A 13,544-nucleotide genomic window follows, 5' to 3' on the forward strand; every position below is an offset into this window, starting at 1 on the left:
TTAAATAGCCTGAAGGATCTGTTGCATGACACTCTCGTATTTCTGGATAAAGCGATTAAGTGCCTCGATGACAGCGTTATAACGAGAGCTGATATCATTAAGCTCGGTGGTTTTTTGACTGAGCTTGTCATTAAGTGGCTTGGACCTATCATTGACCGTCGTCGCAAAATTGCTTAATGGATTATTATCTTTAGCGTACGCATAGGAATGGTTTACCTGACTTAAGGCACCGGTATCCTTCTTGGTCGACACCAAGAAATCTCTAGCCGACAAAAATACTGGTTTATCGTTTCTCAAATCGGCTAACTCTGCTCTTAACTTGGTTCGGTACTCCTCACTAGAAATACCTAACTCACCGGCTTCATGATTCACAACACTGTTAACGTCAGCATCCCCTGTAACCAACAGGGCGTTTTTTCTTTCAATGGCAATCTCTTTCAGTAATTGATACTGAGGGTTATATTGACCATTCGCATCCTTCTTGACAAATTCCGCATGACTGCCGTAGCCATAAAGCTTATAGTCAAAAATATCTGTCCCTTTCCTGCCAACCTGCACGGTACCACTATGCTGCTGTGCTGTGCTTATTTCTGACTGTATGATCGAATATATTCTCAGCTCGGCGGTCAGCCTGCCCACGTCATTCTTAAGCACATCCCGCTTATTGCTATGGTTATTCATGGTGTCAAGAAACACCCCAATAACATCATCATCAATACGGTCAGGTGTGAGTGAGAAATGGGTCACAGCCAAAAATTCTCGCAGAGAATAACTCGTCTTCCCTGCGGCAGCGGCATCAGTGATTATTTTCTTGAATTGCTCAAAGCCCGCCTTTATTTGGCTATCATATTGCCCACCAGGATTTACAGAATCGGCAGGCATAAAATAGGCAAGCACTTTTTTTAATAGCTCTTCGTCGTCACTCACCACTTTATCTGTAAATTTCGCGCTATCTATTTTTTGATCATAGGTGGCGGTGATTTTTATTTTTTTCTCTTTGAGAGAATCAACTAAATCCTTTAATAAAGTTGACTTTCCACCTTGTAGATCATCCAACTTGACTTTGCCAAGATCAGACAGAAATATTTGGGGGTCTTTGTTATATGAGCTGATTTCCATCGCTATATCCTATATTACCAAACCGCGCATCATGGCCGGGCGTCTGGGGCGGACTCCGTTATTCGTTTCTGGTGGGGAAAGCTGGCGGCGGCGATAAAGCTCACCCAACAACTCCTGCTCAGCCTGTGACTTTTCTGACACTGAGCCCTCTGCAAACAACAAGCTGGTCACCTGCGGGCTGATATCGAGGGCGTTCCACATCTCGTTCAATAAGGCTGTACGATGATCACTGTCTCTGATGGCCAGTTCCGCCTTCGCAATCGCCTCGTCATGCTCGCTACCTTGGTGCTCCTTCATCTTGCCTCCTATTTTATTTTCGGGTGCCAATCGTTCCTATCAAGAGAGGTCGTTGTTTTGTTGTTTTCTCATGGATGTCAATGAGATAACCTCCGCCACATCGAGTGAAAACCAGCCAGGCAGGGGCTCTGTCGCCCCGGCCCAGCGACGGTAGAAACGGGCAAGCCGCTCACCGCTCAAGGTGCTGCCATTGAGCACGCTGACATTGCCGTACAGGTGGAAACCGCCCCCCAGCACGGCAAAACCGGCTTGAGCCAAGAGATACAGGGCAGAGAAGGGATTGATCAGCCCCTGCCTGGCATGAGCCCTCTCGATAAGCACAATCCAGATGCGTCGCTCCGACGGCTCGACGCGCCAGGCGACCCGGAGGCCGGCATGCTCGAAGACATGCCCCAGCGGGATCGGAGTGCTGCACAGGGTATGCCTGGCGCAGGCTATTCCCCGCGCTTCAAACCAGGGCAACAGAGGATCGCGGGTCACAGGCAGACCCTCCCCAGCGGCTGGATGTTGATCTGCTGGGTCAGCTCCTGATAGGAGAGTACCGGCAGGGCGTGATAGTCCCCTTCGATGAGCTTGCGCACATAGCGGCGAATATCCATGGAGACGATGAGTACCGGCTTGTTCTGCATCTGGGCCAGATCCCCCACGGTATGGCGGACCTGATCCAGAAAGCCCTGGGTCACGGTAGGATCGAGCGCCAGGTAGCTGCCGGCACTGGTCTGGCGGATACCGCCCCGGATCTGCTCCTCCACCTGCTGATCGAGTAGGTAGGCGGGCAGGATGTTGTTGCCGTTCGCGTACTTGTAGCAGATGTAGCGTTTGAGACTGCTGCGGATGTACTCGGTGAGCTGCACCACGTCTTTCTCCTTCTGGCCCCACTCCACCATGGCCTCCAGGATGGCCCGCATGTTGCGGATCGAAATGTCCTCTCCCACCAGTCGTTGCAGGATCTCGGTCATCCGCTGCAACGGGATGATGCGTTGCGCCTCCTTGACCAGCTCGCCATAGCTCCCCTCCATCTGCTCGAGCAGATACCGGGTCTCCTGAATGCCGATAAAGTCTTCGGCATATTCGCGCAGCACATGGGAGAGGTGCCAGGTCACCACCTGATCTGTGGTGAGTGCCGCCAGACGGGATTTTTCGAGCCGCTCCCGGTGTTCATTGGCCACCCACAAGGTGGTCTGCCCCGGTAATAGCGGTGCCCCTTCCTCATAGGGGATCCCCAGCAGATCGAGCTGGGAGGCATTCTCCTGCACCAGCTGATGACCCGGTCGCAGCAGACCGCGAGCCACCGGCACCTCCTGCAGCTGGATCAGATATTCCCCAGGCCCGATCCCCTCGTTGAAGCGCAGATGGATGCCGGGGAACGGCACCCCGAGATCGAGATAGAGTGCCCGCCGCACCCGCACCAGTTCTTCATTGAGGGCTATCGCCTCCAGATCGGCCTGCAAGGCGGCATCCACATCGATCAGCAGGGGCACCGTCATGGCAAACTCCTCCTTCTCGCCGAGCTTGCCTCTGGGCTTGCCGCCCGGTTTGGGCTTGCTGCGCGCCGCTGGCGCGCCGGCCCCCTGAGCCAGCACAGTAGGCAAGTCCTGACTGTTGCCGCTCTGCTCCTTGCGCTGGCGCAGCCCGATGAAGTAGCCGCCCGCCGTCACCACGGCGGCCAGGGTGAAGAAGGTCACCATGGGGAAGCCCGGTATCAAGCCGAACAGCAGCAACAACATGCCACCGATCAGCAGCGCCTTGGGCTGGGCCACCACCTGGGCGCCGATGTCGGTACCCAGGTCGGATGACTCCTCAGATGAGACCCTTGTGACTATGATTCCTGCGGTGATGGCGATCAGCAGCGCTGGCACTTGGGAGACCATGCCGTCCCCCACCGTCAGGATGGAATACAGCTGAAGCGCATCGGCCGCCGACAGCCCCTTCTGGGTCACCCCTATGGTGACGCCCCCCAGGATGTTGACGAAGATGATGATGAGGCCCGCGATCGCGTCCCCCTTCACAAACTTCATGGCGCCATCCATAGAGCCAAACATCTGACTCTCCTTCTCGATGACCCCGCGCCTATCCCTGGCCTCGTGCACGTCTATCACTCCGGCGCGCATGTCACCGTCGATGCTCATCTGCTTGCCGGGCATGGCATCGAGGGAGAAGCGGGCACTGACTTCCGCCACCCGCTCCGAGCCCTTGGTGATCACTAGGAACTGGACGATGGTGATGATGAGGAAGATGACGATCCCCACCACCAGATTGCCCCCCACCACGAAGTTGCCGAAGGTGTAGACGATCTGGCCGGCATCGGCCTGCAGCAGGATCATCCGGGTGGTGCTCACCGAGAGCGCGAGCCGGAACAGGGTGGTGATCAGCAACACCGCCGGAAAGGCGGAGAACTGCAGGGGGGAGTTGATGTAGACCGCCATCATCAACAGCACCACTGAGATGGTCATGTTGATGGCGATGAGGATATCCAGGGCCACCGGCGGCAGCGGCAAGACCATCATGAAGACGATGGCAAGCAGCAGCACCGCCAGCATGATGTCCTTGCGCTCGCCTATCCGGCGCAGCAGCTCAAGGGAGCGTTGATTCATTCTGCTCTTCCAGTTCGAGATAATGTTGATAGGCGAAACGGGCTTCATCGAGTCGTCCTGCCAGCTGGCAGGCCCGGCTGCGGCAGAGCCAGAGCGCCCCATCGGCATCCCCGTCCCGCATCAGGCGCTCGGCGTGGCTCAATGCCTCCTCTCCCTTCTCCGATCTGAGCAGGGCCACCAGCAGGGCGCGCCGTCCGGCCTGATGCTCGGGGTGAAGCTGCAGCAGGGCGGCAAGCAGGGTGCAGGCCCGATCGGGATGGCCATACTGCAGGTGCAGCCAACCGGTGAGCAGCAGCAAGTCCTGCTGCCGTGACGAGAGGGTCATGGTCATGGTCATACCTTGTGCAACAGATGAAGGGTCATCTGCATTAGTTGTTCATCCAGATGCATCTGCTCAAGCAGACTGGCGGCAGCCTGCAACTCGGCCGACTGCCCGCCGGCCAGGGTCGCCCGCAGTCCCTGCATCGCCTGGTTGAAGTCCCGCGGTCGCAGCAGCTCGTGAAAGCCGCAGGCGGGAGCAGCAAAGTCGAGCAGTGCCCGCTCCGCCAGACGCTCGGGGTAGAGGCGGTTGATATGGGGCTCGATGGACTGGCCGTCCGGCAGCAGGGCATAGCGCCCCGGCAGGCTCTGCTCCTGCTCGTCGAGCGTGATGGCGCTGAGCTGCTCGATACCGATATGCGCGGCGGTGATGCGGCTCATGAGGCCAGTACCTCATGTTGCAACCGGGTCAGGGTACGCAGCGCCTGATGGAGCAGCGGCAAGGTGAGTGCCCGCTCATCCAGGGTGACAAACAGGATCAACTGATCCTCTGCCAGCCAGCCTGCCCGTACCGGCAAGGCCGGTGCCTGTGCCGCCGCCGTGAGGGTCATGGCCCTCCTGATCGCATCATCGCTCCGATGCCACGGCAGGCTGCGGGCCAACCAGAGGCTCAACTGCCCCTGATGGCGTTCCAGTTGCAAGGTACCGCTCTGCTCCAGCTCAAGCTGGAGCAGGTGGTGGGGGTTGTCCCCGATGGCAATTCCCAGATCCTGGCAAAACTGCACCAGCAGGGGTTCAATCCAGTTCATAAAGGATCTCCAGACAGCTCATCCTCTTCCCGCTCAATGGCGTTATCGAGCGCCCCCTGGCAACACTGCAACAGGTTCTGGCGCTGCTCCTCTTCGCTGAACAGCTCCACCGGCAACAGGCGGATCAACCGCTTCAGCTCCTGATAGAGCAGCACCTGCTCGCGGCACACCGTCAGCTCGAGCGCCACGCCTACCTGCTCCACATCCCGCACGCTGGCCCAACGTTTCTCGACCAGCGCGATCAGGTCTCCCATCAGATCAGAAGGCCCGTATGCCATGGGCCGACCCCTCCTTCACCCGTTGCCACAGCTCGTCAACCTGAGCCGAGAGGGTATTGAGCAGTCGTAGCTTGTGCATGTCGCTCATCACCCGCTCCAACTTGACCGGGTCGAGCCAGCGCTGCTGGGTATCGAGGTCGGCGCTCAGCGCCTTCATCATGAAACCGGTGACTTTTTCCAGCGCACCGTTACCAAAACGGCTGTGAATATCGCGCCAAGCGGCCGAGAGGGCGCGGTAGTCCTGCACCGCATCCCGGTAGAGGTCCCGCAGATCCTGCTCAGCCCCGACCCCTTGCCTGGCCGCCTCGGCCGCCGGGCCGCTGATGCGGGCCCCCAGCACTATGGCGGTGCCCTGCTCTTCGGCCAGCTTGGCCAGCGCCTGCTCGATCAGGGCGAGGGTCCCCTGCAGCTCGGGCCGCCCCGCCAGTGCATTGCGGGCCTGGCAGAGCGCCTCGAACTGTTCGCTCACCTCCCCCGAGAAGCTCTCGAGATAAGCCAACAGTTGGGAGAGGTTGGCCAGTCGGCCACTGCCAAGGTGGCTGACCATCTCCTTGATCTTCTGCTGGCGCTCAAGCCCGGGCACCTTCTCCAGGTAATCCCCCACCAGCTCCTCGAGCTCGCTGATCCTGGCGTGGCTATCGCTCAGCTTGCGTTTGGTCAATGAGATCTCGGAGCGCTCGGAGAAGACGAAGGTCAGCTCTTCGGCGGCATCGGCCAGAGACTGGGCCGCGCTGGCCAGCACGACTCGCTCTCCCTGAAACTGGCCACCCTGCTGGGGGACCGAGCGGGGGGTGGCCTCAGCCGCACGCGGTTCTGGCTGAGTGGTAGAGGCATAGGGGTTGCTCTGGATAATGGCCATGGACACTCCCGTGACAAATGGATTGACGATGGCGGCATTATAAAAATTGCCCCCCGTCGCCTATGCCAAAATCAGCCGTGAATTTTTAGCCCGCCCCCAACCATTTTCTAAAAAGTCCCGACTCGCGCTGAAATCCCGACGTGTCGGCATCGCCTATAGTGGCCACCAGTTTCACTATCGCCGATCCCTATGACCCTCTCCCTCGACCACCTCCCCGGCCAGCTTCGTCAAGCCATCGACGACTGCCGGTTGATCCAGATCCGTGGCCGGGTCACCCAGGTGACAGGCACCCTGCTCAAGGCCGTGGTACCCGGGGTGCGCATCGGCGAGTTGTGCCACCTGCGCAACCCGGACAACAGCCTCTCCCTGCTGGCGGAGGTGATCGGCTTTGCCCAGCATCAGGCCCTGCTCACCCCCCTTGGCGAGATGTTCGGCATCTCCTCCAACACAGAGGTGAGCCCGACCGGCGCCATGCATCAGGTCGGCGTCGGGGAGCATCTGCTGGGTCAGGTGCTGGACGGGCTCGGCAACCCCTTCGATGGCGGCCATCTGCCCGAACCCGCCGCCTGGTATCCGGTCTATCGGGATGCCCCTCCCCCCATGAGTCGCAAGCGGATCGTGCAACCCATCTCCCTTGGCATCCGCGCCATCGATGGGCTGCTCACCTGCGGCGAGGGGCAGCGCATGGGGATCTTCGCCGCCGCCGGTGGCGGCAAGAGCACCCTGCTCGCCTCACTCATCCGCAGCGCCGAAGTGGATGTCACAGTACTTGCCCTTATCGGGGAGCGGGGACGGGAGGTGCGGGAGTTTATCGAGGCGGATCTGGGGGAAGAGGGTCTCAAGAAGGCAGTGCTGGTGGTCGCCACCTCGGATCGCCCGGCCATGGAGCGGGCCAAAGCAGGCTTTGTCGCCACCTCCATCGCCGAATATTTCCGGGATCAGGGCAAGCGGGTGCTGCTGTTGATGGACTCAGTCACCCGCTTCGCCCGCGCCCAGCGTGAAATCGGCCTGGCCGCCGGCGAACCCCCCACCCGGCGCGGTTACCCCCCGTCGGTGTTTGCCGCCCTGCCCCGCTTGATGGAGCGGGCGGGTCAATCCGACAAAGGCTCCATCACCGCCCTCTATACCGTGCTGGTGGAGGGGGATGACATGACCGAGCCGGTCGCCGACGAGACACGCTCGATCCTGGATGGCCACATCATACTGTCGCGCAAGCTGGCGGCGGCCAACCACTACCCGGCCATCGACGTGCTGCGCTCGGCCAGCCGGGTGATGAACCAGATCATCGAGCCGGCCCATCAAGAACAGGCCGGCCGTCTGCGCAGCTGGCTCGCCAAATATGAAGAGGTGGAGTTGCTGCTGCAGATCGGTGAATACCAGAAGGGGCAGGATCCGGTCGCAGACCAGGCCATCGCCCGCATCGAAGTCATTCGTCAGTGGCTCAAGCAAGGAACCCATGAGCCGAGCTCACTGGAGCAGGCACTCGCCACCCTTGAGACGCTCACCCGATGATCGGTCGTTTGCAGCGGATCAAGGCGCTCAGGCTCGAGCAGGCCGAACAGCAGCTGGCCGCCCAGCAAGCCAGATTGCAGCTGGCTCACACCCGCCAGCGGGAGGCTGAGCAGGAGAGCCAGACATACCGCCAGTGGCGACTGCGGGAGGAAGAGCGCCTGTTCACCCTCTGTCAGGAGCAGCAGGTCGATCGCAAAGGGCTGGAGCAGTGGCAACAACAAGTGTCCCTGCTACGGGAAAAGGAAGCCCATCTGGAGCAAACTGCCGCCGAGCAGGCGGAGCGGGTGGCCGAGGAGCGCATCCGGCTGCAGGAGCGCCAGCAGGCCATGTATCGCGCCCGTCAACAGCAGGAAAAATTTGCCGAACTTCACCGTCAGGAGCTGGCTGCACAGCAAGCCCTGCGTGACTACAACGAAGAGCAGGAACAAGAAGAGTTCCGCCAGCAGATCAGGATGTAACCAGCCATGAACCGAATCATCTCCGCCGGGGAGCCACCCATCTCCTGCGGCGAACAGCAAATCACCCGGGCCAGTCGAGAGCAGCAACAGCGATTCGAGCAGGCGATGCTCCCGGATCGGGATCAGCGCAACACCCAGCACCAGTCTCAACGTACCGAGGAAGGGGAACAACGCCTTCTTCAGGAACAACAGCTCAGCCAGCTGGCATCTCAGCATAAAGACAAGCGGCAGAAGGCCGGGACCAACGACCCGCACACACCTGAGCGGCCCATGCTGCCGGCATCCCGACAGCCGATGCAGGAGTCGCCGTCTCGCCAAGAGGAAGCGTTTGGTTCATTGAGCGCCGCCCAATCGGAATTGAACGCCCCTGACCACAGGCAAGAGAAAAACAAAAGAGAACGGCCAGTCCCAGGTGAAGAGCCGACAAGCTCCGAGCTTTTCGTCGCTGGGTCATCGCTCCAGACCACTCAAGAGCTGATGCAACCATTACCTGTGCCACCGGTCAAGGATGTCTCTCACCATCCCGACTCAGACACTGGCACTGGCACTCTAGTACCCCAGGATTCACAAGTGGACAGCAACCCATCGATATCGGACACGACGATAACGACCGGCAAAATAGCGCAGCCACAGGGCGATACCCCACCCGCCGATAGCGGCGAGACAACCTCCCTGCTCGCAGCCGAGTCGGAAGAGACAACGCAAAGCCGCGAGGAACTCGTAGCCGTCGGGCAGCCGCTTCCCCCGCCAGCCAGGACCCCTGGCGATCTGCTGCTGGCTCGCGTCTCGCCTGCGCAGAGCAATCCAGAACTGGGACGACTGCTTGAGCGACTGGCGGTGGATATCCATCTCGAACTCGGGCGCCCGGATCGTCCCCCCCTGCTGCGCCTCAACCTGCCGGCACTGGGGGATCTCGCTATCCGCATCGCGCACCACGGTGGCGAGTTGCAGATCGAGATCCAGGCCAGCAGCCAGGGCCAGCTACTGCTCAATCAGGGGCGTAGCGAACTGTTTGACCGCCTGCAGCGCCTCTATCCGGATGAGCTGGTCAGGCTCGACCTGTTCTCTCAGGGAGACAGCGAGCAGGGCTCTCGCCAGCAGAGATCCATCTATGAAGAGTGGGATGCCGACGCATGATGCCAATGACCCTACCCACAGCGCCACTGGCGGAACTTGCTCTGCAACAGCGGCTCAGCCAGCACCGGCACCATTTTACCTGGACGGGCGGCGAGCTCACCCTCGGCATCGGCCTCCCACCCGCGAGTCTGGATACCACTCTGCAACTGCAGTGGCAGGGACTGAGCCTGCCCCTTAAGTGCCATGGTGCCGAACTGGCGCGCTGGCTGGCACCGGATCTGCAACAGGCGGCGCTGTTCAGCCTGCCTGCCACCCTGCAACTGGCATTGATCGAGCGACTCGGGCAGCCCCTGCCCGGCCTCAGCTGCTCGGATCTCGTCCACGAGGTGAGCGGCTCCGGCTCCCCCGCCTTGCAGCTCCTGCTGCGGCGGGAGGAGACCTGTCTCTCGCTCTGGCTGCATCAGCCCGAGCCACTGCTGGCCAGACTGCCACCACGCCCGCAGCAGCAGAGGCTGCCCCTGCCGCTGACGCTCTCCCTGCACTGGGGGGAGATGCGCCTGACCATGGCGGAGCTCGCCGCCCTTGCCGGTGGCGATGTGCTGCTGCCCCCGCCACAGCGCGCGCCGAGTCAACGGCTGCTGGCCTGCCTGGAGGGACGCCCCTTCGCCTATTGCCAACCCCACCAACAACATCTGGAACTGACCGACATGCACACCTCTGCCCCCGATGAACCCCTCAGCCCGACCGAGCTGGAGAGCCTGCCCATCCAAGTGAGCTTCGAAGTGGGCCGCCAGACCCTGGATTGGCACAGCCTCACCAGCCTGCAGCCGGGTTCCCTCCTCGATCTGGCGACCCCTCTCGATGGCGAGGTGCGCATCGTCAGCAACGGTCAACAGCTTGGTATCGGCCGACTGGTGGATATTCAGGGCAGGCTGGGAGTCCGTGTCGAGACCCTGAACAGGGGACCCCAGGCATGATCCAGCTACCGGATGAGCTCAATCTCATCGTGGGGCTAGCCTTGCTGGCCCTGCTGCCCTTTATCGCCGTTATGGCTACCTCCTTCGTCAAGATGGCGGTGGTCTTCTCCCTGCTGCGCAACGCCCTTGGGGTGCAGCAGATCCCCCCCAACATGGCGATGTACGGGCTGGCTATCATCCTCAGCATCTATGTGATGGCCCCGGTCGGCTTTGCGACTCAGGATTACCTACGCCAGAACGAGGTATCGCTCGCCAAGTCAGAATCCGTGGAGAAGTTCCTTGACGAGGGCATGGCCCCCTACCGCGCCTTCCTGAAAAAGCAGATCAAGCCGCGGGAGCACGCCTTCTTCATCGACAGCACCAAACAGCTGTGGCCAAGCGAGTATGCCGACCGGCTGGAGCCGGACAGTCTGCTGATCCTGTTGCCCGCCTTCACCGTGAGCGAGCTCAGCCGCGCCTTCGAAATCGGCTTTCTCATCTATCTGCCCTTTATCGCCATCGATCTCATCATCTCCAACATACTGCTGGCGATGGGGATGATGATGGTTTCCCCCATGACCATCTCGCTGCCGTTCAAGTTATTGCTGTTCGTGCTGCTCGATGGCTGGGCCCGTCTCACCCATGGGCTGGTCATCAGCTACGGAGGCTGACGTGAGTCACGCCGATATCCTGCATTTCACCAGCCAGACCCTCTGGCTGGTGCTGATCCTCTCGATGCCGCCGGTGCTGGTCGCCGCCCTGGTGGGCACGCTCGTATCCTTATTGCAGGCTTTGACCCAAATCCAGGAGCAGACCCTGGGCTTCGTCGCCAAGCTGATCGCCGTGGTGATCACCCTGTTTGCCACCACCGCCTGGCTGGGCAATGAGCTCTACAGCTTCGCCGACATGGTGCTGTTCAAGGTGCCGCAGATCCGATGACGCTGGAGACGCTTCAGGCCCAGATGCTGGCCTATACCCTGCTGTTGCCGCGCTTTATCAGCTGCTTCGTGATGCTGCCGGTCCTCAGCAAGCAGATGCTGGGGGGCAGCATGATCCGTAACGGTGTGGTCTGTTCACTGGCACTCTACGCCTACCCCATGGTCGCCGGCACCCTGCCCATGACCATAGGCGGGATGGAGCTGATGTTGCTGGTCGCCAAAGAGGTGCTACTGGGGCTGCTGATTGGCTTTGTGGCCGCCATCCCCTTCTGGGCCGTCGAAGCGAGCGGTTTCCTGATCGATAACCAGCGGGGCGCCGCCATGGCCTCCCTGCTCAACCCGAGCCTGGGCAGTCAGACCAGTCCAACCGGGCTGCTGCTGACCCAGACCCTGATCACCCTGTTTTTTGCCGGCGGCGCCTTCCTCGCCCTGCTGACCGCGCTGTTCCAGAGCTACACCAGCTGGCCGGTGGCGCATTTCTTGCCAACGGTGGGACCGCAATGGGTCAGCTTTTTCTACAGTCAGTTCAGTCAGATGCTGCTGCTCTGTGCCCTGCTGGCAGCCCCCCTGATGATCGCCATGTTTCTGGCCGAGTTCGGACTGGCCCTCATCAGCCGCTTTGCCCCCTCCCTCAACGTCTTTGTGCTGGCGATGCCGATCAAGAGTGCCGTCGCCAGCTTGCTGTTGGTGATCTACATCAAGCTGATGATGGATCATGCCTATGAGCAGGTGCTGGCGGTGATGAACCCGCTGAGCCTGCTTGGCCCTATCCTGGAGGCGCCATGAGCGGTGAAAAGAGCGAACAACCCACTGCCAAAAAACTACGGGATGCCCGCAAGAAGGGGCAAGTCGCCAAGAGCAAGGAGGTGGTCTCCACCGCCATCATCCTGAGCCTGATCGGCATGCTGATGGCGATGTCCGATTACTATCTGGAGCATCTTGGCAAGCTGATGATGATCCCCGAAGCCCACCTCGACCGCCCCTTTGCCCAGGCACTCAACCACGTTGTGGAGAATCTGATGCAGGAGCTGGCCTATCTCTGCATTCCGATCCTGGCGGTCTCGGTGCTGGTAACGATTATCTCTCATGTCGCCCAGTACGGGTTTCTGCTGAGTGGCGAATCGATCAAGCCGGATATCAAGAAGATCAATCCGGTTGAGGGGGCCAAGAAGATCTTCTCCATCAAGAGTCTGGTGGAGTTCCTCAAGTCCTTGATCAAGGTGAGCCTGCTCAGCCTGCTGGTATGGGTCACGATCCAGGGCAACCTGCAAGCCCTGCTGCAACTGCCCGGCTGCGGCATGGCCTGCATCACCCCGGTGCTTGGCGCCATGCTGGGCCAGCTGATGGCGGTCTGTGCCATGGGATTTGTGGTGATCGCCATCGCCGACTATGCCTTCGAACACTTCCAGCACATCAAGCAGCTCAAGATGAGCAAGGACGAGGTGAAACGCGAATACAAGGAGATGGAGGGGAGCCCGGAGATCAAGAGCAAGCGCCGTCAGTTCCATCAGGAGCTGCAATCGAGCAACATGCGCGCCGATGTGAAACGCTCCTCAGTCATCGTCGCCAACCCGACCCACATCGCCATCGGCATTCGTTATGAGCGGGGAGAGACTCCTCTGCCCCTGATCACCCTGAAATTTACCGATGCCCAGGCGCTGCAGGTCCGCAAGATCGCCGAGGAAGAGGGTATCCCAGTGTTGCAGCGGATCCCGCTGGCTCGCGCCCTGTATCGGGATGCCCTGATCCACAACTACATTCCGGCCGAGCAGATTGAAGCCACCGCCGAGGTTTTGCGCTGGCTGGAGCAGTGGCGCCAGAGCGAAGGGCCGCAACGGTAGCGCAATCCTGATCACCACTGCGCCGCATCACCTAAAAATACCCGACCCTAGTTAATATCCGGCCGGTTCCCCTTTTTGCGATCCTGTACACCTACATCATCAACCCCAGAGAGATGAGCATGGATCTCAATACTCGATTGACCCGACTGGCCAGGCAGCTCGATGTCGAGCAGCTCAATCAGCTATCTGCCGACGAGTGGCTGCTGCTTACCGATGAGCTTGCCCTGCAAATCACCCGCACCGATACCGGCATGGTGCTGGCTTGCAGCCCCAATGACCTCGAACTGGATGCACGCTGGCTACCGCTGCTGCTCGGCTATAACGGGTTGCTGACCACTACGGGGGGCGTCGTGATGGGACTGACGGGCAACCAGCGCCTAGTGATGCAATTGCCGATCACCGACGCTGATGACGAGGCGCTGGCCAGCGTGACACACAACTTCCTGCAACTGGTGAGGGAGTGGCAACAACGGCTGATGCAACCCTGCCAGACCGCCACACCGGCACTCCACTCAATGACTATGATCTCTGCCATCAAGGGATAACTC

General features: G+C 60.3%; 18 protein-coding genes. 9 read left to right on the plus strand and 9 right to left on the minus strand.

Annotated elements, in window-relative coordinates; genetic code table 11:
* The 9 genes from EL255_RS21695 to sctW are packed head-to-tail and all read right to left on the minus strand — an operon-like array spanning position 1 to position 6,214.
* A complete protein-coding gene (locus EL255_RS21695) occupies positions 1–1,119 on the minus strand; it encodes a virulence-associated V antigen (RefSeq protein ID WP_042654969.1) in 1,119 nt (372 codons plus the stop codon).
* Positions 1,120–1,128: 9 nt separating this feature from the next.
* The gene (locus EL255_RS14310) at positions 1,129–1,416 is read right to left on the minus strand and encodes an LcrG family type III secretion system chaperone (protein ID WP_042654970.1); all 288 of its coding nucleotides are present in this window, start codon (positions 1,414–1,416) and stop codon (positions 1,129–1,131) included.
* A 39-nt stretch (positions 1,417–1,455) separates the two neighbouring features.
* Positions 1,456–1,896 carry an LcrR family type III secretion system chaperone gene (locus EL255_RS14315; RefSeq protein ID WP_042654971.1) on the minus strand — a complete coding sequence of 147 codons (441 nt, stop codon included), beginning with the start codon at positions 1,894–1,896 and terminating at the stop codon, positions 1,456–1,458.
* A complete protein-coding gene (ascV, locus tag EL255_RS14320; protein WP_269471658.1) occupies positions 1,893–4,058 on the minus strand; it encodes a SctV family type III secretion system export apparatus subunit AscV in 2,166 nt (721 codons plus the stop codon). Before ascV ends, EL255_RS14315 begins: the two co-directional genes overlap by 4 nt.
* Complete coding sequence (gene ascY / locus EL255_RS14325; RefSeq protein ID WP_042655014.1) at positions 3,991–4,335, minus strand: type III secretion system chaperone AscY; 345 nt, start codon at positions 4,333–4,335, stop codon at positions 3,991–3,993. The genes ascV and ascY overlap by 68 nt, the downstream gene beginning before the upstream one ends.
* A gap of 8 nt (positions 4,336–4,343) precedes the next feature.
* Positions 4,344–4,709, minus strand: a complete 366-nt coding sequence (gene ascX, locus EL255_RS14330; RefSeq protein ID WP_042654973.1) for a type III secretion system protein AscX — start codon at positions 4,707–4,709, stop codon at positions 4,344–4,346.
* Positions 4,706–5,077, minus strand: coding sequence for a SycN family type III secretion system chaperone Acr2 (gene acr2, locus EL255_RS14335; RefSeq protein ID WP_042654974.1), 372 nt, complete (start codon positions 5,075–5,077; stop codon positions 4,706–4,708). The genes ascX and acr2 overlap by 4 nt, the downstream gene beginning before the upstream one ends.
* The gene (gene acr1, locus EL255_RS14340) at positions 5,074–5,355 is read right to left on the minus strand and encodes a type III secretion system gatekeeper subunit Acr1 (protein ID WP_042654975.1); all 282 of its coding nucleotides are present in this window, start codon (positions 5,353–5,355) and stop codon (positions 5,074–5,076) included. Before acr1 ends, acr2 begins: the two co-directional genes overlap by 4 nt.
* On the minus strand, positions 5,336–6,214 hold the full coding sequence (gene sctW / locus EL255_RS14345; RefSeq protein WP_042654976.1) for a type III secretion system gatekeeper subunit SctW: 879 nt from the start codon (positions 6,212–6,214) through the stop codon (positions 5,336–5,338). The genes acr1 and sctW overlap by 20 nt, the downstream gene beginning before the upstream one ends.
* A 189-nt stretch (positions 6,215–6,403) precedes the next feature.
* Here sctW and ascN point away from each other — a divergent pair, with 189 nt between their 5' ends.
* From ascN to EL255_RS14390, 9 genes are all read left to right on the plus strand, one after another.
* Positions 6,404–7,726 (plus strand): SctN family type III secretion system ATPase AscN, encoded by a 1,323-nt coding sequence (gene ascN / locus EL255_RS14350; RefSeq protein WP_042654977.1) that lies wholly within the window; start codon positions 6,404–6,406, stop codon positions 7,724–7,726.
* Positions 7,723–8,184, plus strand: coding sequence for a type III secretion system stalk subunit SctO (gene sctO, locus EL255_RS14355; protein WP_042654978.1), 462 nt, complete (start codon positions 7,723–7,725; stop codon positions 8,182–8,184). Before ascN ends, sctO begins: the two co-directional genes overlap by 4 nt.
* 570 nt (positions 8,185–8,754) lie before the next feature.
* Positions 8,755–9,321 (plus strand): type III secretion system needle length determinant, encoded by a 567-nt coding sequence (locus tag EL255_RS21635; protein WP_269471659.1) that lies wholly within the window; start codon positions 8,755–8,757, stop codon positions 9,319–9,321.
* On the plus strand, positions 9,318–10,238 hold the full coding sequence (gene sctQ, locus EL255_RS14365) for a type III secretion system cytoplasmic ring protein SctQ (protein ID WP_042654980.1): 921 nt from the start codon (positions 9,318–9,320) through the stop codon (positions 10,236–10,238). The genes EL255_RS21635 and sctQ overlap by 4 nt, the downstream gene beginning before the upstream one ends.
* On the plus strand, positions 10,235–10,888 hold the full coding sequence (ascR, locus tag EL255_RS14370) for a SctR family type III secretion system export apparatus subunit AscR (protein WP_042654981.1): 654 nt from the start codon (positions 10,235–10,237) through the stop codon (positions 10,886–10,888). The genes sctQ and ascR overlap by 4 nt, the downstream gene beginning before the upstream one ends.
* Position 10,889: 1 nt before the next feature.
* Positions 10,890–11,156: a SctS family type III secretion system export apparatus subunit AscS gene (gene ascS, locus EL255_RS14375; protein WP_042654982.1), complete on the plus strand. Its 267-nt coding sequence runs from the start codon at positions 10,890–10,892 to the stop codon at positions 11,154–11,156.
* A complete protein-coding gene (gene sctT, locus EL255_RS14380) occupies positions 11,153–11,941 on the plus strand; it encodes a type III secretion system export apparatus subunit SctT (RefSeq protein ID WP_042654983.1) in 789 nt (262 codons plus the stop codon). Before ascS ends, sctT begins: the two co-directional genes overlap by 4 nt.
* Entirely contained in the window at positions 11,938–12,996 is a 1,059-nt protein-coding gene (gene sctU / locus EL255_RS14385; protein ID WP_042654984.1) for a type III secretion system export apparatus subunit SctU, read from the plus strand. The genes sctT and sctU overlap by 4 nt, the downstream gene beginning before the upstream one ends.
* Positions 12,997–13,115: 119 nt before the next feature.
* Positions 13,116–13,541: a type III secretion system chaperone gene (locus EL255_RS14390; protein ID WP_170176014.1), complete on the plus strand. Its 426-nt coding sequence runs from the start codon at positions 13,116–13,118 to the stop codon at positions 13,539–13,541.
* Positions 13,542–13,544 lie beyond the last annotated feature (3 nt).

It is taken from the genome of Aeromonas encheleia (assembly GCF_900637545.1).
In the GTDB taxonomy this organism is placed as follows: domain Bacteria; phylum Pseudomonadota; class Gammaproteobacteria; order Enterobacterales; family Aeromonadaceae; genus Aeromonas; species Aeromonas encheleia.